Origin of the sequence: Thermoclostridium caenicola, from assembly GCF_900142095.1 — a bacterium.
GTDB classification, from domain to species: domain Bacteria; phylum Bacillota; class Clostridia; order DSM-8532; family DSM-8532; genus Thermoclostridium_A; species Thermoclostridium_A caenicola.
In genome coordinates, this window is record NZ_FQZP01000050.1 from 1 (window position 1) to 19727 (window position 19727).

Below are 19727 nucleotides of genomic sequence, written 5' to 3' on the forward strand. Positions count from 1 at the left end.
GGTATTTTGTGTGCTAACTTAATTCTACCAAACGGTTACGTCCATGTCATTTTTATTGGACTTCTATGAATTTGCGAAAAATATTATACTTTATCTTTTATTATATCTATCTGCAATTTGGGTATAAATAGAGAAGGGGTAAAGGGGTGATAAATATGGTCTACCAATGATAAGCATGCATTGGACGAACGGGAGAGCCTGATAATCAGGAACGCTGCCCCAAAACGGACCAGATATCGCACTATCCGCAATGAATGATCTGCTTCCAGCCCGGTCAGCTGCTGTTGATTCACGTTGAATTCGCATCGGTTAAAGTCTCATCTTGTTGCTCATCATGTCTTGGCATATACCATCACGGTAATTTCGATTTTTGCGGGGGGAGATCTGTATGTCCGCTAAAGGAACGGTCAAATTCCGTGGTCTATTCTGGAGATTTTTTGCCATTTCCTTTTTGTGCATTCTGGTACCCATGCTGGTCAGCATGATTACAGCCGGGGAACTGTCAAACAAACATTTCGAGGAGCTTTCCAGCAATGCTTTGCTCAGCAGTGCCGCTGAAAAAAGAACCCAATTGGAACAGGCGCTTACCAATATTGAAAGACAGGCGCAATCCATAGCGAAAGAACCTTTCATTGTCGACACCTTAAGCAAGGCTAAAGCCAATTCCGCGGATCCGGATTCTGCTGCCTTGGAGATAATCACTCAGAACCTGGAGGATAATTTTGCGTTGGCAGACGGCCTTTTTGAGAACATTTTTCTCATGTATAAAAACAGAGCTATCGCAGACAGTATTAAAGGCAAATCTGTCGGATGGGAGGATGAAACCGTTGGAAGCACGGAAAGCCTGCTCGTCCGGAATGTCCGATTATCTCCCGCCACCGGCCGCCCGGTTTTGACCATAGTGGCTCCCATAAAGAAGGAGAAACATCTCGGTACAATCGCTATGGCCATAGAACTGCTCAATGTTTCCCGGAAAATCATAGAAAGCGACACTTCGGAGGAAAACGTCCAGACACTGATCCTGAATTCCGCCGGACTGGTTATTTCATCGGCAAACCCTGAACATGTTTTTGCCCTGGATTTCCAGAATCCCGAGACAGGCCTGCAGGATTTTTATCAAACCATCTCGTCGGAAAAGACAGGGGTTGGATTCTTCAACCTTGAAGGAACTGAATATATTGCCGGATACAGCCACAGCAGCAAGTATGATATGTACATATTGACATACAAACCGGTCAAGGTATACAAGGAAAAGATAAACAACCTGAGGTTCATCCTTTCGGGTGTGACGATAGCTGCAATCATCACAGCATCGGTTATCATCTATCTTTATTCGAGGAGGATAACCAGACCCATCCTCGCAGTGACTGAACAGGCAGAGCAATTGGCCGGCGGAAACCTGGCCATGACCATTCCGGAAGCTTCCAAGGAGCGCAAGGATGAACTGGGCAGGTTGTCCGGAGCTTTTGCCAACATGGTCCGGAGCTTACGAGAGATCATCATGCAGATCGCGGAAACCTCGGAACAGGTGGCTGCCTCCAGCCAGCAGTTGTATGCCTCCGGTGAGCAGGTGGGTAAGGCGGCCGAGAATGTGGGATCCAAGATCATGGATATCGCCTCCGGAGCCCAGGAGCAGTCGGCTCAGATTGACTCGGCGTTGTCCGATCTCAGCAAATTGATGGTTCAGATCGCCGAAGTGAACAATAAGACGGATACGATGGAGAAAGCCACAGCTCATATCCTGAACGATATTTCCGCAGGAAACCGATCGGTAGCGGAATCCATCGAAAGGATCAACAAGCTGAAAGCCAGTACCGAAGAAATCTCAAAAGTTATTACCGAGCTGGGGAACAACTCCAATCAGATCGGTGAGATCATCGAGTTGATCAGCGGGATATCCGAACAGACCAATCTGCTTGCGCTGAACGCGGCTATTGAAGCGGCAAGGGCCGGGGAGTCCGGACGAGGGTTCAGCGTGGTGGCCGATGAAATCCGGAAACTGGCTGAAGAGTCTGCGGATGCCAGCGGCAGGATCGCCCGGCTGATCGTGGAAGTCAGAAATGGAGTGGACACCGCGGTAGACAAGATGGACGACAGCATTCAGTCAGTGGATTCCTGTGTGGGCGCCATTGAAGAGAACGGTCGCATATTCTCCGAAATCAACGAACAGGCTGAACACCTGAAGGATGCTGTGGCCGATGTGACGCGGAGCGTGCGGAACATGACGGAAAACAGCGGCAGTTTTGAACGCATCATGCAGGAGATAAACAATGCGAGCCGTGAATTCGTCTCCAATGCCCAGGATGTGTCAGCTTCCAGCCAGGAACAGGTAGCCCTGACCGAAGAGATCATTTCCTTCGCCAAGGCGCTGGCGAGCATGTCGGAAGAGCTGGCCAGCCTCGTCAACAGGTTCAAACTGTAGAAGCTGCGCAACAGCTTAGGCGTTCGCTGTTTACGGCAATCATTGAGAGGGATGGGATATGCTGCCATATCCTGTCCTTTTTTATGCTAAGGAAGGTACTCGGAAAGATGCAAAGGATACCCAAACTATTTGCAAAAATATTAATGCAAAAACGTGTTTCGCTGTTTGCCGGATGCTATAATCTTCAACATGACCATCGACAGGTATTTCTGAAAACAACGGGAAGGCTGTTTGATGTACGGGTCTGGAGGAAAGAACCGTACAAGGGGATTTTCCTTTTATATGACAAGAAAAGTCGAGAATACGTTTATGCGGGTGTGGTAGAATGGACCCGTAAACCGGGGTTGATAAAGATGCAGGAACAGATATTGGCGGTCCAGAGGATGCAGGAGTATATTGAGAGTCATCTCGACGAGGAGATCACGCTGGCCAGGCTTTCAGAGGTTTCCCATTACTCGCCGTGGCATTCCTACCGGATTTTTCGGGAGCATACCGGCATGACACCCAGCGATTATACCAGGCGCCTGCGGCTTTCAAAGTCCGCGGTCCGGCTGAAAAATGGCAACGCCAGGGTAGCCGATTTGGCCTATGAGTATGGCTTCGGCAGTGTGGACGGCTTTCAGCGCGCCTTTCGCCGCGAGTTTGGCTGCAATCCCGGTGACTATGCCCGCCATCCGATACCCATTCCGCTCTTTATCCCCTACGGTGTCAAATTCAGAGAGATCAGAAAGGAGTACGCAGATATGGAGAACGTACAGAGCGTATTTATCCAGCTCATTCATAAACCCGAGCGCAAATGTATTATTAAGCGCGGAAGGAAAGCGGAAGACTATTTTGAGTACTGCGAAGAGGTCGGCTGCGAGGTGTGGGGAATTCTGATGAGCATGGATTCCCTGTGCGGTGAACCGGTGTGCCTGTGGCTGCCAGAAACCTACCGGAAACCCGGTACATCCACCTATGTGCAGGGTGTTGAGGTTCCCATGGACTGCCAGGGACCCATTCCCGACGGGTTTGACATCATCGTCCTTCCCGCAGCGCAGTACCTGGCGTTCCAGGGCGAGCCCTTCCGTGAGGAGGACTATCAGCAGGCCATTGCAGCGGTACAGCATGCCATGGGTAAGTACAATCCTGCTGTGATTGGCTACGCATGGGACGACAGCAATCCGCGCATCCAGCTGGAACCCAGGGGTGAGAGGGGTTATATTGAGCTGCGTGCAGTTAAAAGGCTGAATGGATGAACCGGTTCCGGAAAACTTTCCGTTTGGCTGTATAAACGGTGATGAAATGCGTTGTTTAGACGCCCCCCGTGGGGCGTTTTTTTATGCGAAGTCCCCATTTGAACGCCATGCTCCCATGGCTCTCTAATCATGTATGTAATATGCTCCGTAAGAATGGATTAAAACAGGAATTGACATGGCTAGAATAGAAATATATAATAAACGAATAATTAACTAGCTAATAATTATGATAATAATCATTAACAAGCTAATAAAAACAGGATGGTGAAATGAAGGAAATGGATAAGATGTCTCCTGACAACAACAGGGAGATTATTCTCCAGCTGATCTGTTTTGCCATCAAGCATCGAAAGATCATGCAGCACTATCTGGATAAAACGGGAGTGTACCAGGCCCAGCACCGGCTTCTGATAGAGGTTTTCCAAAACCCGAGTGCCTCGCAGAACGATCTGGCCCGGTCAATGGAGGTATCCCCCGCAACCATAGCCGTAGCCCTTAAAAAGCTGGAAAAGGGAGGATACATCCACAGGGAAATGGATGAGGGGGATAACCGGTTTAACAAAATAACCCTTACGGAGAAAGGCAACAGGGTTGTGGAGCAAAGCCGGAAGATATTCGAGACAACCAACCAGAAAGTCTTTGAGGGGTTTACTGAGGATGAGAAGTCTGTCTTGCTGACATTGCTGCAAAAACTGAATCATAACCTGACCAAGATGGAAGATGAAATCAAAACGGAAAAAAGAAAGGACAGCAAGCTATGAAACGGTACTGGAAATATGCAAAACCCTATCTGTCTGCGTTCATCATAGGCCCCATCCTGATGATCGTGGAGGTCATCGGGGAAGTGGTGATGCCGTGGTTTTTACGCAACATCATCGACGACGGCATTACCGGTGGAAGAGGTATTACCTATATCATTGTCATGGGCATCACCATGATCGGCACGGCATTGTTCATGATGGCAGGCGGTGTGGGAGGCGCTTATTTTGCCATCAAGGCCTCCTCGGGATTTGCCAACGATCTGAGAAAAGATCTCTTTCGAAAGATCCAGGAATTTTCCTTCACCAATATCGACCAATACCAGCCCGGTTCATTGATTACGCGACTTACCAATGACATCACCCAGGTACAGAACATGATCCAGATGCTGATGAGGATGGCCCTAAGGGCACCCGGGATGATGATTGGCGCGCTCATCATGGCCTTTGCGCTGAACTCCAAGCTGGCGCTGGTCATTCTCTGCGTGATACCCCTGTTGGCTATAGCCATCTACTTTATCATGAAGGTGGCCTTCCCGCGGTTTACCAATATGCAGAAGAAGCTGGACGCGCTGAACACCACCACCCAGGAGAACCTGACAAACATCCGGGTTGTCAAATCCTTTGTCCGGGAACGCCATGAAGAGGATAAATTCAGGAGAGCTAATGCGGAACTGAAGGACAGCACGCTCAGCGCCATGAACGTCGTTATCTTTGCCATGCCCGTCATGTTCCTGGCCATGAATATCACGACCCTGGCCGTGGTGTGGTTCGGCGGCAACCAGATCATCGCGGGCACCATGACGCCCGGTGTTCTGACGGCCTTTATAAACTACGTGTTCCAGATACTCATATCCCTGATTATGGTTTCCTTCATTATCCTGAACAGTTCCAGGACGCTTGCCTCGGCCAGGCGCATCAACGAAGTCATGTGCACGGACATCGACCTGACCGATGAAAACGCCGCCCGCAAGGATATGGTTGTTCAGCGTGGCAAGATTGAATTCAGGGATGTGTATTTCAAGTACTACAAAAACAACGAGAAATGGGTTCTGGAAAACATCAACCTGGTGATCAACCCCGGCGAGACGGTGGGCATCATCGGGTCCACCGGCAGCGGCAAATCCAGCCTGGTTCAGCTGATTCCCAGGCTATATGACGCGGACCGGGGAGAGGTGCTGGTGGATGACGTGAATGTGAAGGACTATTCCCTGAAAAACCTGCGCACTGGGGTCGGTATCGTGCTCCAGAAGAATGTTCTTTTCTCCGGCACCATCAGGGAAAACCTCATGTGGGGCAATGAAGAGGCCAGCGATGAGGAAATCCAGCGATGGGCGGAAAGCGCTCAGGCACATGGGTTTATCACGTCGTTCCCGGAAGGGTATGAGACCGAACTGGGCCAGGGCGGCGTCAATGTCTCCGGCGGCCAGAAGCAAAGGCTCTGCATTGCCAGGACGCTGCTGAAGCGCCCGAAGATCCTGATCCTGGACGACAGCACCAGCGCGGTGGACACCGCCACCGAAGCAAGGATCCGGGAGAGCTTCCGGAACGAACTGAAGGGCACAACCAAGATCATCATCGCCCAAAGGATCTCTTCGGTTATGGATGCGGATAAGATTGTTGTCCTGGACGACGGCAAGATTGTCGGCATGGGCACCCATGAGGAACTGATGGAGAGCTGCGAAGCTTATGCCGAGATCTATTACTCCCAGATGGAAAAGAAGGTGACAGCATCATGAGCCGAATCAGCGAAGAAAGAAAACAAGCGCTTCTGCGCAGGTATGGAAGCAAAATGGCAAATGTCAAGGCAGGTCCCGGGGCCATGAAGATGCCCGGCCCCGGCCCGGGCCCAGGAGGGAGAAGGGGCGGCTTTGGCGGACCCGGACCCCGCGGTGCCATGATAAAAGGCGGCAAACCGAAGAATGCATCAGCCACCATCAACAGGCTGCTTGCCTATATCGGACGGGATAAGGTCAAAATCCTGTTTGTATTTGCCTGTGTGCTGGGAAGCAGCGTGGCCGGTCTGGGAGGCAGCTATATTCTGCGCCCTGTCATCAATAATCTGGTGTCTGCCGGGTCCGCTGAGGAGAAAATGCGCAATCTTGTCATGGGGCTTCTGATTATGGCAGGCATCTATGTTGTAGGTGTACTGTGCACCTATCTTCAGCAGAAAATCATGATTGGCGTGTCCCAGAATGCCCTGGTGCGGATCAGGGAAGAACTTTTCGCCAAGATCCAGAAGCTTCCCCTGAAATATCATGACACCCATACCCATGGCGATATCATGAGCCGCTTTACCAATGACCTGGATTCGGTAGGCGAGATGCTCAACCATACCATGGTACAGATTTTCTCGGGTGTGATCACTTTGATCGGCACCATAACGCTGATGTTTGTCACCAATTGGATCCTGGCCATTGTCACCATTGCCACCATACCCATGCTGTTCTATGCGGGTGGATTTCTCGGGAAAAAGAGCAGGAAGTACTTTGCAGGACAGCAGCAGGCCCTTGGTGCGGTGAACGGGTACATCGAGGAATCCATTACCGGGCAGAAGGTCATCAAGGTATTCTGCCATGAGGAGACAGCCATGGAGGAATTTGATTTTCTGAGTGATGATCTGCGTGAAAAACAGATCAAGGCGCAGTTCTTCGGCGGCATCATGGGGCCTGTTATGGGCAACCTCAGCCAGATCAGCTATGCCATAACCGCAACCATCGGCGGCATCCTGTGCCTGACGGCCAATTTTGATATCGGAGGCCTCACCATCTTTACCAACTATTCCAGGCAGTTTTCAAGGCCCGTCAGCGAATTGTCCATGCAAATGAACACCATCTTTGCCGCCCTGGCCGGAGCAGAAAGGGTGTTTGAAGTCATGGATGAAGCACCGGAAGCGGAAGACCTGCAGGATGCCATTGCGATCTGCTCCGAGGCCAATCCGGTGGAAGGCGCGCGAAGGATCAAAGGAGAAGTGGTGCTAAAGGATGTGACCTTTGGCTATGTTCCCGGCAAGACCGTGCTGAAGCGCATCAATGTCACGGCAAAGCCAGGGCAGAAGATCGCCTTTGTCGGCTCCACCGGAGCGGGGAAAACCACCATCACGAACCTGATCAACAGGTTTTACGAGATAGAAGAGGGCGAAATATACATCGACGGCATCAACATCAGGAGAATCAAGAAGGACTCATTGAGAAGCAATATCGCCATGGTGCTCCAGGATACCCATCTGTTTTCCGGCACGGTCAGGGAGAACATCCGGTATGGACGCCTGGACGCAACTGATGAAGAGGTTGTGGCCGCCGCCAAGATCGCCTGTGCCCATTCCTTCATCGAAAGGCTGCCGGAGGGGTATGACACGGTGCTGGAGGGCGACGGTGCAAACCTGAGCCAGGGCGAGCGCCAGTTGCTCAACATCGCGCGGGCTGCCATATCGAAGGCGCCTATCCTGATACTGGACGAGGCGACCAGCTCGGTGGATACGAGGACCGAGAAGTATATCGAACGTGGTATGGACCGGCTCATGAAGAACAGGACGACCTTCGTCATCGCCCACAGGCTGTCTACCGTGCGCAATGCGGACCTCATCATCGTGCTGGAGCATGGCGAGATTATTGAGCAGGGTACCCATGAGGAACTGCTTGACCTTGGCGGAAGGTATTATCAGCTCTATACCGGAGCTGTGGAACTGGATTAAAGCTAATCAGGTCAGGGTCCGACCGGCAATGTGCCGGTTAAGCCGGATGCTGATGGAAGGGAGGGTGGGAAGATGCGTCGTCCGAACGGATAAGATAAATCGATAACTCGAATATTGTCGAAAAAAGGAAGGCATGTTATAATTGGAATTGTTAATTATTTAACAAGCATGGCGAAAGCCAGGGACGCAAAGCCAAGGGTCTAAGGTTTTATTCTATGGCAGCCGCTTGTCCCCTCAGCCATAAGGGGGTATGTTGAAATGGCTAAAGTAGGATTGAGGAAAGAAGGCCCTTGAGACTTACGGAGGAGACTTGAAAGATGGGCTTTATTTCTAACCTAAAGGTTAGGAGCAAACTTTTTATCGCTTTTTCCATCATCCTCATCATTACCATTGTGGTCGGCATGAACGGTCTTATCACCGCCGTCAAAATCCGGATAAATGCCGAAAGCTTTTATGCCAACAACTTTCTTCCCAATATGATGCTGGGGCAAATCTGGGTCAATCAGGAAAAAGCAAATGCGGAAGTGCAGCGGATCCTGTACGCACCGGAAGCCATGGGTGACCGTTCGATAATCGATCAGGCGGTCGAAGCAGTGAATGAATTGGTCGCGGAGAACGATCGCTTGCTTCAGGAATTCGCAGCCACTGTTTATTCAGCGGAAGAACAGGAAATGGTGGACAAGCTGCTGACTGCCACCAAAAACAACCGCGTCGTCAGAGAGGAACTGATTGAAGCTGTTCGGCAGGGAAATTTCAGTCAGGCCGTACGGATCTATGATGAGAAGGCAAAGGCGCTGCGAGAAGAAATCTATGATCTGCTAAATCAGCTTCAGGAATACAACAGACAGTTTGCTGCGGATACCATCGAGGATGACAGGGCGGAATTCATCCGGGCACAGTATATCTCCGTCGCATTGCTCATCCTTTCAATCCTGATAAGCATTGGGTTTGCCTTGCTTTTGTCGGTCATGATCGCAAGACCCATCCGAATCCTGGTGCAACAGGCGAATCTCATGGCTGATGGCGATTTTACCCGAGAACTCCCGGAGACACTTCTGAATCGCAAGGAAGAAATGGGTATGCTGGCCCGAGCGTTTGCCGGCATGAATGACAAAATACACACGATGCTGAAAAAAGTGTCCGAATCGGTGGAGGACACCAGCGCATCAAGCCAGGAACTATCGGCTATTGCCGAAGAAGTAAGCGTCCAGGGAGAAAGCATTAATGCCTCCGTACAGCAGATCGCCGCAGGCATGGAGGTTATCAGCACATCCATTGAGGAAGTGGCGGCCTCCGGTTCGGAAATCACGGGCAAGATGCAGAGGATGACGGAACAAACGGCCAATGCCGACGCGAAGGTTGAGGAAATCAGAAAAAGGGCGGAAGAGATGAAGGAGATGGCACGCCGATCCAGGCAAACCGCCTATGAAATCTACCAGCACAGGCAGCAGGAGATTAAGCTTGCCATGGAAGAGGTAGCGGTGGTGGAAGAAATCACAAAGATGGCGGATGCCATCTCGGAAATAGCCGCACAAACCAACCTCCTTGCCTTGAATGCCGCTATTGAAGCAGCCCGGGCAGGGGACCAGGGACTTGGTTTCGCAGTGGTGGCCGAAGAGGTACGCAAGCTGGCTGAAAGTTCGGCCGAAACTGCGTCAGATATTCACGAGGTCATCGGACAGGTCAAGGGAGCCGTGACAAAACTGACCGATAACACGGAAGCAATCCTGAAATTCATCGAAGAAAAGGTTGCCCCCGACTATGATATGCTGGAGAAAACAGGCCAGCAGTATGCGGAGGATGCCCTGTTTGTCAAGGACCTGACCGACAGGTTTGCCGCCGCGGCTTCCCAGATCTCTGTGTCCGTAGAGGATATCGGGAAATCCATCGACAGCGTGGCTGCCACCGCAGAGGAAGCTGCAGCATCCGCACAGGAAATCAGCAGCAGTTCATCGGAGACGGCAAAAGCTCTGGAGGAAGTGGCAAAGACCGCCCAGGCCCAGGCGGAAATGGCGGAAAAATTAAGAGCCCTGGTGGCAAACTTCAAGGTGTGACTCTGGTTCATGAAAGATGATTGAATGGATGGGGTATGACGATACCCCATCTTTTTTCGGCTGAATGCGGCGGTGACCGGGCTGTTGAGCCATTCACCCGTGTGTACGGCGGAGCCGTCTCCGGCCGGGTTTTTCAGCTTGCTTTAAGCATCCTGTCATACAATAATAAAATAGGGAACGGGGGTGAGGCGCATGAAGATACTGGTGATAGAGGATGAAACCCTGTTGGCCGATTCGCTCAAATCCTTGCTGACCAAGAATGGGTTTGAGGTGGATGTGGCCTATGACGGCGAGACCGGAAAGGCATATGCCGAGTTGGGCATCTATGATCTGCTGATCCTTGACGTCATGCTGCCCAGGCTGGACGGATACGAAATAGCCCGCAGCGTTCGCGCCAGACGCCTGGGAACGCCCATATTGATGCTGACCGCTAAATCAGAGCTGGAAGACCGCATCACGGGCCTGAATGCCGGGGCGGATTACTATCTGCCGAAGCCGTTTGACACCAGGGAACTTTTGGCCTGCATCAATGCCCTGCTCCGCCGCCAGGGCGCCCAGGTGAATGAGATCGCATACGGCAACACGGCTCTGGATCTTTCTTCCGCGATGCTGAACTGCGGCGAAAACCGGGTTCGCCTTTCCGCCAAGGAGTTTGATATCATGCGTTTTCTCCTCCAGGCCGAAGGGAGAATAGTTCCAAAGGAGGCCATCCTCGCCAAGGCATGGGGCTATGATTCCGACGCCGTGGAAAACCACGTGGAGGTTTATATCGGCTTTTTGCGCAAGAAGCTGGCGAGCATCGGCTCAAATATCCGCATCGAGGCCATACGCCGGTTGGGTTACCGATTGGAGGTGAGTGATCTTGATCAGAAAACTGCGCCTCAAGTTCATCCTGATTAACATGAGCATTGTAACCATCATGCTCTGTGTGATCTTTGGCCTGGTCATGCACTTTACAAGGGCCAGCCTGGAGCAGGAAAGCATCAATATGATGAAGAAACTTGTCACCCGGCCCTTCCAGCTGGGTATGCCCAATGAGCCCGGAGAGAGCGTGCGCCTGCCCTATTTTGTTATCCAGCTTGGGCATCATGGCGAGCTGGTGGCGACCGGCGGGGGATATTATGACCTCACCGACCGGGAATTTCTTGATAACCTCATCAGGATAACCTTTTCATCACCCAGGGCGTTTGCTGTCATAGAGGAGTATAACCTGCGGTATTACCGCTTTGACACGCCTGTGAACCATTTTGTCGTGTATTCGGACATTTCCAGCGAACGCGCGACGCTGAACAATATGCGACGATCCTGTTTCATCATCGGCGGCGTGAGTTTCTTTATGTTCCTTGGAATCAGCATCATGCTGTCCAGATGGGCCGTAAAACCTGTGGATGTGGCCTGGAAACAGCAAAAGCAGTTTGTGGCGGATGCCTCCCATGAGCTGAAGACACCGCTTACGGTTATCATGACCAATGCGGAGCTGGCCCAGAGCCCGGAGTTTGACGACATGAGCCGCCAGAAGTTCATCGGCAGCATCCTGACCATGGCCCGGCAGATGCGGGGCTTGATCGAACAGATGCTGGAGCTGGCAAAGGCGGATAGCGCCGATTCAGGGGAAGTTTATGAAACGGTGGATTTCAGCAAACTGGTATCGGATGCCTTGCTTCCCTTTGAACCGGTCTTTTTCGAAAAGGGGCTGTCCCTGAACGCCAGGATAGACAGCAACATTAAGGTTGCGGGAGACGAGGGGCAGCTGTGCCAGGTCATGGATGTTCTGCTGGATAATGCACAGAAGTATTCCAGGGAGGGCGGAGCCACCTGGGTATCGCTGAAAAAACACCGAAAAGGACGATGCCTTCTGACGGTGGCCAATGAGGGCGAGAGCATACCGCCGGAGAATTTAAGGAACATCTTCAAACGGTTTTACCGTGTGGATAAAGCCCGTAGCAGGGCGGCAGGCAGCTTTGGGCTGGGTTTGTCCATCGCGGAGAGCATCGTGACCCGCCACCGCGGAAAGATTTGGGCGGAAAGCGCAGACGGGGTCAACAGCTTTTATGTGGAGCTGCCCTGTTCGTAATCTTTTCAAATGGCCTGTTCAAAGATTGTTTACAAATGCTTTCAGCTTCTTTTCAGCCTTGCGTATTATGATCCATTCTGGTTGCCAAAGAAATAACAGGACGGGAGGCTTGCTATGATATCGGTAGAACACCTGACCAAGTGTTATGGTGATTTCATGGCTGTTCAGGATCTCTCCTTTGAGATTGACGAGGGCCATGTTTACGGCTTCCTGGGGCCAAACGGCGCCGGGAAAACCACCACCATGAACATCATGACCGGCTGCCTTTCGGCGACGGAAGGCCATGTGCGCATTGACGGCTATGATATTTTTGAAGAGCCTTACAAGGCCAAAAAGCTCATCGGCTATCTGCCCGAGCATCCCCCGTTGTACATGAATGAGACACCCCTGGAATACTTAAGGTTTGTAGGCGAAGCCAAGGGGCTGCGCGGGGCGGAACTCAAGCGGCAGATAGAGGACGTTATGGAGCGGACCAGGATCACCAATGTGAGAAACCGCCGCATCTCCGAACTTTCCAAGGGATACAAGCAGAGGGTGGGCATCGCGCAAGCGCTTCTCGGCAATCCCAAGGTCATCATCCTCGACGAACCTACCGTTGGTCTGGACCCGATCCAGATCCTTGAGATCCGCGACCTGATCAAAGAATTGGGCAGGACCCATACGGTGATCTTCAGTTCCCATATCCTTTCCGAGGTGCAGGCTATCTGCGACCGGATCATCATGATTGCCAGGGGAAAACTGGTGGCCTTCGGCGATCGGGATGATCTGGAAAAAATGCTGATGAGGCCCAATGAGATCATCATTACCAGCGATGCTTCCGCTGAAAGTATCAAAGAGATACTGGGCGGTGTCAGCCATATCACCGATCTGCAGTTTGAAGAAAAAGGGCCCGGTTATGTCACGGCCCATGTCAGCACGGACCATGAGAACATCTACGATATTTCGCGGGCCATCTTCACGGCCTTTGCCGAAAAGGGACAGGCCTTGCTGGAAATGACCCTGAAGAAGGCAAACCTGGAAGATGTCTTCATTGAGTTGACGGAAAGAAGCGTAAATGACGCGAATGCTCCGGAAAGCCAAAATGCCGAACCTGCTGAAAGCGAGGTGGACGGACAATGATAGCGGTGTTTAAGCACGAACTGAAAAGCTATTTCCACTCATTGACAGCCTATGTCTTTGGCGCGTTCCTGCTGGCTTTTGTAGGGGTCGGCTCCATGTTGTACAACCTGCAGGCGGCGGTCAGCAATTTTGAATTTGTCCTCAGCTTTGGATGTCTCATATTTGTGCTCATTATTCCTATCCTGACCATGCGCGTCATTTCGGAAGAGCGCAAGCAAAAGACCGATCAGCTCCTGTATTCCCTGCCCATCTCCACCACGGACGTGGTTGTCGGGAAATACCTGGCGCTGCTGGTGATCTACCTGATTCCTCTGTGCATCATCAGCATCTATCCCTTGATCTTCAAAAGATTTGGCGATGTCTACCTGTTAACCTCTTACGGATCCATACTCGCCTTCTTTATCTTGGGCGCCGCCCTGATTTCCATTGGTGTGTTCATCTCATCCCTGACCGAAAACCAGGGCCTTGCCGCGGGAATCAGCGTTGCGCTTATCCTGCTGAACTATTACAGCGTCAGCCTTTCGGAATATGTATCCTCTACGGCCATGGGAACAGTCATCGCATTGTGCGTCCTGATCCTCGCGCTGGGGGCCGTCATCCGTTACCTGACCAAAAATGAGAACCTGGCCTATGGCGTTTGCATTGTGCTGATCCTGGCCGTTGCTGCCGTAACCTATTTTGATGTCAAGAAATTCGAAGGGCTTCTGCCCAACATCATGAAAACCCTGTCCCTCTTTGAGCGCTTTTATGCCTTCGTCAACGGCGTATTTGACATGACGGCCATTGTTTATTACCTGACGGTTATCGCATTCTTCCTGTTCCTGTCGGTCCAGTCCCTTGAGAAAAGGAGGTACAACTGATGAAAAAGCAACAAAATCAGCAATCCTCCAAACCCATGGAAAGCAAAAACCGCATTGCCTTCCGCGGCGGATCCTATTCCCTGATTATGACGGCGGTGGTGCTGGCTATCGCGATTGTGGCCAATATCTTCGCTTCGGCTTTGCCGGCCACGCTGACCAAGTATGACATCAGCGCATCAAAGCTCTATTCCATTACCAGCAATACAAAAGCCGTGGTTAATGCGCTTCAGCAGGATGTGACCATCTACTGGATCGTACAGGCGGGCAAGGAGGACAAGGTCATTGAAAACCTGCTCAGCAAGTATGACAGCCTCTCTGACCGCATCCATGTGGTCAAGAAGAACCCGGATATTTACCCCACTTTTGCACAGAAGTATACCGATAAGACGGTCAAGAACAACAGCCTGGTGGTGGAAAGCGGAGAGCGTTACCGGTATATCAGCTACGATGATATCTATCTCCAGGAAACCACGATCTACTCCTATCAAAGCAACACCTCCTTCGACGGGGAAGGGGCCATCACTTCGGCCATTGACTATGTGGTCAGTGAAAAGCTGCCTCAACTCTACATGCTGACGGGGCATGGCGAACCCGAGGAACTTCCGGTTGAATTCAGGAAGCACATCGAAAAGGACAATATCGAGGTGCAGACCTTATCCCTGCCCAGGGTGGATGCGGTACCGGAAGATGCCAATGTGGTCATGATCTATGCGCCCACCAGCGACATTTCAGAAGAGGAAAAGAAGATGCTGACCGATTATGTGAAGAATGGCGGAAAACTCCTGGTCATTGCAGGTCCGACGGAGGAGGGTATCCTTAAGAACCTGTACAGCATCCTGGGGGATTATGATATAGAAGCCAATGAAGGCGTGGTCATCGAAGGAGACAGGGAGTATTATGCATTCCAAACGCCCTTGCTGCTGCTTCCCGAGATGACGAGCCATGAGATAACGGATCCCCTCATTGAGGAGAATTATTTCCCCATCATGCCCGTGTCCCTGGGGCTGACGATCCGGAAGCCTTCCAGGTACATCAACGGGTTTCTCGAAACATCCTTCTCCGCTTTCAGCAAAACTGCCGGATTCAACCTTACCACATATGAGAAGGAAGAAGGGGATATCGACGGTCCGTTTACGCTTGCGGTGTCCATCGACACCGACAACGAGGGCAAAATTGTCTGGTTTACCTCGTCAACCTTCCTGGATGATCTGTATAACGCCTATTCCTCCGGCGCCAATGTGGATATGGCAATGAACGCATTGTCCGCGCTCATCGGTGAGCGGGAAGCGCTGGCTATCCGCAGCAAATCGCTGGACTACAACTACCTGACCATCAGCGATTCCACGTCGTCACTCCTGAAAGTGCTGATGATCGGCGTATTCCCTCTCCTTTACCTGGGCGTCGGCATTGGCGTAGTCTGGTTCAGAAGGAGGGCACAGCATGAAGCGAACTAACAAGATTCTCATATTGCTGGGCGTGCTTGTGGTCTTCTGCATCGCCACCTTTGCAGTCATCAGGCACGAAGAGCGCAAGGAAAAGATCAAAAACAGCGACCAGGTTATCCTTGAAATACCTGTTGATTCGGTCCAGTCCCTGTCCTGGGAGAAGGACAAAGAGACGCTCTCGTTCCATAAGCGGGACGGCAAATGGGTGTATGACGGGGATGAGGCCTTCCCTGTGGATCAGGAAAAAATCCGTGAGCTTTTGGAAGTATTTGAGCAGTTCGGGGTATCCTTCATCATCGAAGAGGTGGAGGACTACGGCCAGTATGGTCTGGATAAACCGGTCTGCACCATCAAACTGTCCACCGGGGATAAATCCTATGAAATCAAGGTGGGTACCTTCAGCACCATCGACCAGCTGCGGTATGTCTCCATCGGTGACGGCAATGCCTACCTGGTCAAAAACGACCCGATGGATTTGTATGATGCCGCCCTCAGCGATGTGATCGACAATGACGATCCACCCAAGTACGACAAGGTGACCCGAATTCAGTTCAAGGGCGAGGAATCCTTCAGCATCGTCCATGAAGAAGGCAACGCTTACGCCTACGGCGAGGATGACGTCTATTACGCGCAGGTGAATGGAGAAAACCTCCCGGTTGACGCCAACAGGGTCAACAGCTATTTGAGCCATATCGGTAACCTGAACCTCACCAACTATCTGACCTATAAGGTGACGGACGAAGAACTGAAAAAATACGGCCTGGACAATCCCGAACTGACGGTGACGGTGGACTATACGGCAAAGGACGAGGCAGGCAAGGAAACCTCGGATACCTTTGTGTTAAGCATCAGCCGCGATCCGGAGGAGAAGAAGAAAGCGGCCGAAAAAGCCGAAAAGGAAGAAACCGACGAAACAAAAGACAATGACAACCCAGAGGAGGAAGAAGAGATCACGGCTTATGCCAGGGTCGGCGAGTCCCCCATCGTCTATCAGATTTCGGCCGATGCCTACAAGAACCTGATGGCGGCATCCTATGACGATATGCGCCACCTGGAGATGTTCCCGGCATCATTTGAAGACATTACCAAGATCGATATCTCCCTGGAAGGCTTCGGTTATGTCTTCACCTCCGAGAAAAAGGACGACAAGCGTACCTACTACTACCAGGATGAGGAACTGGATCTGGCCGATTTCAGGAAGGCCCTGGAGAAGCTCAAGGCAGAGCGCTTTACCGATGAACAGCCTTCGAAGAAGGAAGAGATCGGTCTGACCTTCTACCTGGACCATGAAAACTATAAGGAGATCAACATCAAATTATACCGGTATGACGGCACCTATTGCCTTGCCGTCATTAACAGCAAACCGACGGCGCTTGTAAAGCGCGCCGATGCGATTGATCTGGTAGAGGCGGTTTACGCGATCATTCTGGGCTGATGGGTGGCTCTTGATGATGGGGCTGGCCACAAGCTTGCTAAAGACAGGCTTCCTCCTGCCGCAGAGCGGGAAGGAAGCTTGTTTTTTGCCGGGAGCGTCCGAGTGGTACTCGAAATCAAATCAAGCTTTGATGGTGTAACCTGGAGACTTGCAGAAAATCAAAACCGTGGAGTAAAAAGGCACACCGGATAGGTGTGCCTTTTTACTCCACGTATATCATTTTCCGCGTCATGCCGCCGTCCACAACCAGGTTGATGCCGGTGACAAAATCATTGGCCTTATCGGTCAGATAAAGGCAGGCCCGCGCGATATCCTCCGGTTTTCCCACGCGCCCGGACAGGTGCTGTTCATGATCCACCGGACGTAATTTGGCATAATCGCCTGTTTCGATCCAACCCGGGGAAATGGCGTTCACCATAATCCTGTCTTTGCCGAGGGAAGCGGCCAGAGCATGGGTCAGGGCAACGATTCCGCCCTTTGTGGCGGCATAGGCTTCCCAGTTGGGTTCCGACATGAGGGCCCGGGTGGAGGCAATGTTGACGATGGCGCCGCCTTCCTCGTTACGGCGCATGTATTTTGCCGCTTCACGGGAACACAGGAAGACGCTTCGCAGGTTCGTGTTGATCATATCGTCCCATTCTTCAACAGACAGCTCGTAAGGCGATTTGGAGCGGGACTTGCCCGCATTGTTGATGAGGATGTCGATCCGGCCGTATGTTTGATAGGCCGTTTCCATCAGGCGGATGATGTCTGCCTCAACCCTCACGTCGGTTTTCATAAAAAGGGCCTCTCCGCCTTGTTCTTTAATGCTGGCGGCGGTTTGCACGCCTGCCGGTTCGTCGATATCCGCAATGACCACCCTGGCGCCTTTTTCCGCATAGAGCAGGGCGGCGCCTCTGCCGATGCCGTTTCCCGCTCCCGTCACGATCACGGTTCTATTTGAAAAATCCATGGCGCTTCACATCTCCTTTTATCATAATAAGAAAGATTTTTATATATTTATCATACCACATACGCATGGGGCTTCGTTTTGTACAGACAGCGCAAGGAAGTGCTGTGAACGTGGGACAGCTGAATCAGGCCTGTGTTTTTCAGGCCAAATGCCTTCAAAACGTGGAAATCTCAGATAATTGACATTCAGGAGATATGGACGTATGATTACATTAATACATTCAATTTTCCTAAGTATTGAGCGGACCAGGCTTAACGGGGCAATTGAATGAATAGATGCCGGAAAGAGCCGACTTTGACCAAGTCGGCGCAGAGAATTCTAAATGGGCCTGGAAAGCATCATTATTCTGAACACCTTTGCCATATCGATCATCCTGATCCTCCGTCGCCACGCACTGAAGTTTTTCGATAAAAGCTCTTTGCCCGACAGGCTTTATTTGATGATTCTTCATGTCACGGCCTTGTTGCTGGTTGTTGATATCCTGAGCCGGTTTGACGGTCATATGGCCGCTGCCTACCGGGTTATTAACCATATTGGGAATTTTGCCATCTTTCTGCTGAGTCCGGTACTGCCATCCTTATGGCTGGTTTATGTCCATTTTCAGGTTTCCCACGACGAAAAAAGGACCAGGCGCCTGTATGGTCCCCTCCTGATCGTAAATTTTGCTCACGCTGTGATACTGGTTATATCCCAGCTTGGCGGTGGTTGGTATTATCGGATCGACGGGGATAATATCTACCATAGGGGCCCGCTGTTCCCGGTTCCTGCATTGGTCACCATTTTGCTGATGGTTACGGCTTTTGTCATCACCATAGTCAACCGCAGAAGCCTGGGAAAAAAGCGTTTCTTTTCGCTTGTTTTCGCTGCAATCCCGCCGTCCGTCGGCATCCTGCTGCAAATTGCCTTTTATGGCGTATCGGTCATGCTCAGCAGCGTTGTCCTTTCGCTTCTGGTGGTATTCCTGAACATCCAGGACAATAGCATGTACACCGATTACCTGACCGGCGTAAACAACCGCAAGAAGCTGGACGCGTATCTGAAGGAAAAGGTCAGCTCGTGCAGCGAAGCTAAAAGTTTTTCCGCCATCCTGATCGATATCAATGACTTTAAGCAAATCAATGATACCTATGGACATGTCATGGGGGACAGCGCCTTGGCAACCGCGGCAAAACTGCTGAAGAGCTGCCTGCGGTCCTGCGATTTTGTCGCCAGATATGGGGGTGACGAATTTTGCGTTATCCTTGATATTGCCAACATGAGCGATTTGGAGGCCCTGGTCTGCAGGATCCATCACTGCCTCGACAGCTATAACCGATCCAACAACCACCTCTTTGAACTGAAATTCAGCATGGGTTATGCGGTATATGATTTCCGGTCTCAGATGAGCGCGGAAGCATTCTTAAAACAGATTGACGGGCTGATGTATGAAGACAAGCAGGCTTGCAAGTGCAAGTCCGATACGATATAGCCGGCATAAAACATCGGTGGACGCAAACAGGCAAACCTCACGTCAGGTACTTTTTTCCTAATGGACGGCACTTTTTCATGATTTGGTTATTTCCATCATTATCTGACTAAATAAGTTAAGTCCATATAATTGTGTAAAAAGGGAGTTTTAAAAAAGGGTTGAGCCACCCTCACCCCTCTGGTTAGAATTAAATTGACAAACCCAAAAA

At 51.2% G+C, this 19727-nt stretch carries 14 protein-coding genes and 1 riboswitch; of the genes, 13 read left to right on the top strand and 1 reads right to left on the bottom strand.

Annotated features, from left to right (window positions below; genetic code table 11):
* The first annotated feature begins 388 nt into the window (after positions 1-388).
* The 12 genes from F3H12_RS10980 (at position 389) to F3H12_RS11035 (ending at position 17099) form a co-directional block, all read left to right on the top strand.
* Positions 389-2422: a methyl-accepting chemotaxis protein gene (locus F3H12_RS10980; RefSeq protein ID WP_149679371.1), complete on the top strand. Its 2034-nt coding sequence runs from the start codon at positions 389-391 to the stop codon at positions 2420-2422.
* A gap of 353 nt (positions 2423-2775) precedes the next feature.
* Entirely contained in the window at positions 2776-3660 is an 885-nt protein-coding gene (locus F3H12_RS10985) for a helix-turn-helix transcriptional regulator (RefSeq protein ID WP_149679372.1), read from the top strand.
* A gap of 269 nt (positions 3661-3929) precedes the next feature.
* The gene (locus F3H12_RS10990) at positions 3930-4421 is read left to right on the top strand and encodes a MarR family winged helix-turn-helix transcriptional regulator (protein WP_243133273.1); all 492 of its coding nucleotides are present in this window, start codon (positions 3930-3932) and stop codon (positions 4419-4421) included.
* Positions 4418-6157 (top strand): ABC transporter ATP-binding protein, encoded by a 1740-nt coding sequence (locus tag F3H12_RS10995; protein WP_149679373.1) that lies wholly within the window; start codon positions 4418-4420, stop codon positions 6155-6157. The genes F3H12_RS10990 and F3H12_RS10995 overlap by 4 nt, the downstream gene beginning before the upstream one ends.
* Positions 6154-8112: an ABC transporter ATP-binding protein gene (locus tag F3H12_RS11000; RefSeq protein ID WP_149679374.1), complete on the top strand. Its 1959-nt coding sequence runs from the start codon at positions 6154-6156 to the stop codon at positions 8110-8112. Before F3H12_RS10995 ends, F3H12_RS11000 begins: the two co-directional genes overlap by 4 nt.
* A 151-nt stretch (positions 8113-8263) precedes the next feature.
* Positions 8264-8346, top strand: a riboswitch (cyclic di-GMP riboswitch).
* 83 nt (positions 8347-8429) lie between these two features.
* On the top strand, positions 8430-10166 hold the full coding sequence (locus F3H12_RS11005) for a methyl-accepting chemotaxis protein (RefSeq protein WP_149679375.1): 1737 nt from the start codon (positions 8430-8432) through the stop codon (positions 10164-10166).
* Positions 10167-10358: 192 nt separating this feature from the next.
* A complete protein-coding gene (locus F3H12_RS11010; RefSeq protein ID WP_149679376.1) occupies positions 10359-11066 on the top strand; it encodes a response regulator transcription factor in 708 nt (235 codons plus the stop codon).
* Positions 11029-12240, top strand: a complete 1212-nt coding sequence (locus tag F3H12_RS11015; RefSeq protein WP_149679377.1) for a sensor histidine kinase — start codon at positions 11029-11031, stop codon at positions 12238-12240. Before F3H12_RS11010 ends, F3H12_RS11015 begins: the two co-directional genes overlap by 38 nt.
* Before the next feature lie 114 nt (positions 12241-12354).
* Positions 12355-13359 carry an ABC transporter ATP-binding protein gene (locus F3H12_RS11020; RefSeq protein ID WP_149679378.1) on the top strand — a complete coding sequence of 335 codons (1005 nt, stop codon included), beginning with the start codon at positions 12355-12357 and terminating at the stop codon, positions 13357-13359.
* Positions 13356-14219 carry an ABC transporter permease subunit gene (locus tag F3H12_RS11025; protein WP_149679379.1) on the top strand — a complete coding sequence of 288 codons (864 nt, stop codon included), beginning with the start codon at positions 13356-13358 and terminating at the stop codon, positions 14217-14219. Before F3H12_RS11020 ends, F3H12_RS11025 begins: the two co-directional genes overlap by 4 nt.
* A complete protein-coding gene (locus tag F3H12_RS11030) occupies positions 14219-15673 on the top strand; it encodes a GldG family protein (protein ID WP_149679380.1) in 1455 nt (484 codons plus the stop codon). The genes F3H12_RS11025 and F3H12_RS11030 overlap by 1 nt, the downstream gene beginning before the upstream one ends.
* Positions 15660-17099 (top strand): DUF4340 domain-containing protein, encoded by a 1440-nt coding sequence (locus F3H12_RS11035; protein WP_149679381.1) that lies wholly within the window; start codon positions 15660-15662, stop codon positions 17097-17099. The genes F3H12_RS11030 and F3H12_RS11035 overlap by 14 nt, the downstream gene beginning before the upstream one ends.
* 202 nt (positions 17100-17301) lie before the next feature.
* Here the strand turns inward: F3H12_RS11035 and F3H12_RS11040 are convergent, their stop codons facing one another.
* Positions 17302-18051, bottom strand: a complete 750-nt coding sequence (locus F3H12_RS11040; protein WP_149679382.1) for a glucose 1-dehydrogenase — start codon at positions 18049-18051, stop codon at positions 17302-17304.
* A 322-nt stretch (positions 18052-18373) separates the two neighbouring features.
* Here F3H12_RS11040 and F3H12_RS11045 point away from each other — a divergent pair, with 322 nt between their 5' ends.
* Positions 18374-19519 carry a GGDEF domain-containing protein gene (locus tag F3H12_RS11045; RefSeq protein WP_149679383.1) on the top strand — a complete coding sequence of 382 codons (1146 nt, stop codon included), beginning with the start codon at positions 18374-18376 and terminating at the stop codon, positions 19517-19519.
* Positions 19520-19727: the final 208 nt, after the last annotated feature.

Coding starts and splice junctions, on each gene's coding strand:
- F3H12_RS10980 (WP_149679371.1), top strand. CDS start 389: ATGTCCGCTAAAGGAACGGTCAAATTCCGTGGTCTATTCTGGAGATTT.
- F3H12_RS10985 (WP_149679372.1), top strand. CDS start 2,776: ATGCAGGAACAGATATTGGCGGTCCAGAGGATGCAGGAGTATATTGAG.
- F3H12_RS10990 (WP_243133273.1), top strand. CDS start 3,930: ATGAAGGAAATGGATAAGATGTCTCCTGACAACAACAGGGAGATTATT.
- F3H12_RS10995 (WP_149679373.1), top strand. CDS start 4,418: ATGAAACGGTACTGGAAATATGCAAAACCCTATCTGTCTGCGTTCATC.
- F3H12_RS11000 (WP_149679374.1), top strand. CDS start 6,154: ATGAGCCGAATCAGCGAAGAAAGAAAACAAGCGCTTCTGCGCAGGTAT.
- F3H12_RS11005 (WP_149679375.1), top strand. CDS start 8,430: ATGGGCTTTATTTCTAACCTAAAGGTTAGGAGCAAACTTTTTATCGCT.
- F3H12_RS11010 (WP_149679376.1), top strand. CDS start 10,359: ATGAAGATACTGGTGATAGAGGATGAAACCCTGTTGGCCGATTCGCTC.
- F3H12_RS11020 (WP_149679378.1), top strand. CDS start 12,355: ATGATATCGGTAGAACACCTGACCAAGTGTTATGGTGATTTCATGGCT.
- F3H12_RS11025 (WP_149679379.1), top strand. CDS start 13,356: ATGATAGCGGTGTTTAAGCACGAACTGAAAAGCTATTTCCACTCATTG.
- F3H12_RS11030 (WP_149679380.1), top strand. CDS start 14,219: ATGAAAAAGCAACAAAATCAGCAATCCTCCAAACCCATGGAAAGCAAA.
- F3H12_RS11035 (WP_149679381.1), top strand. CDS start 15,660: ATGAAGCGAACTAACAAGATTCTCATATTGCTGGGCGTGCTTGTGGTC.
- F3H12_RS11040 (WP_149679382.1), bottom strand. CDS start 18,051: ATGGATTTTTCAAATAGAACCGTGATCGTGACGGGAGCGGGAAACGGC.
- F3H12_RS11045 (WP_149679383.1), top strand. CDS start 18,374: ATGGGCCTGGAAAGCATCATTATTCTGAACACCTTTGCCATATCGATC.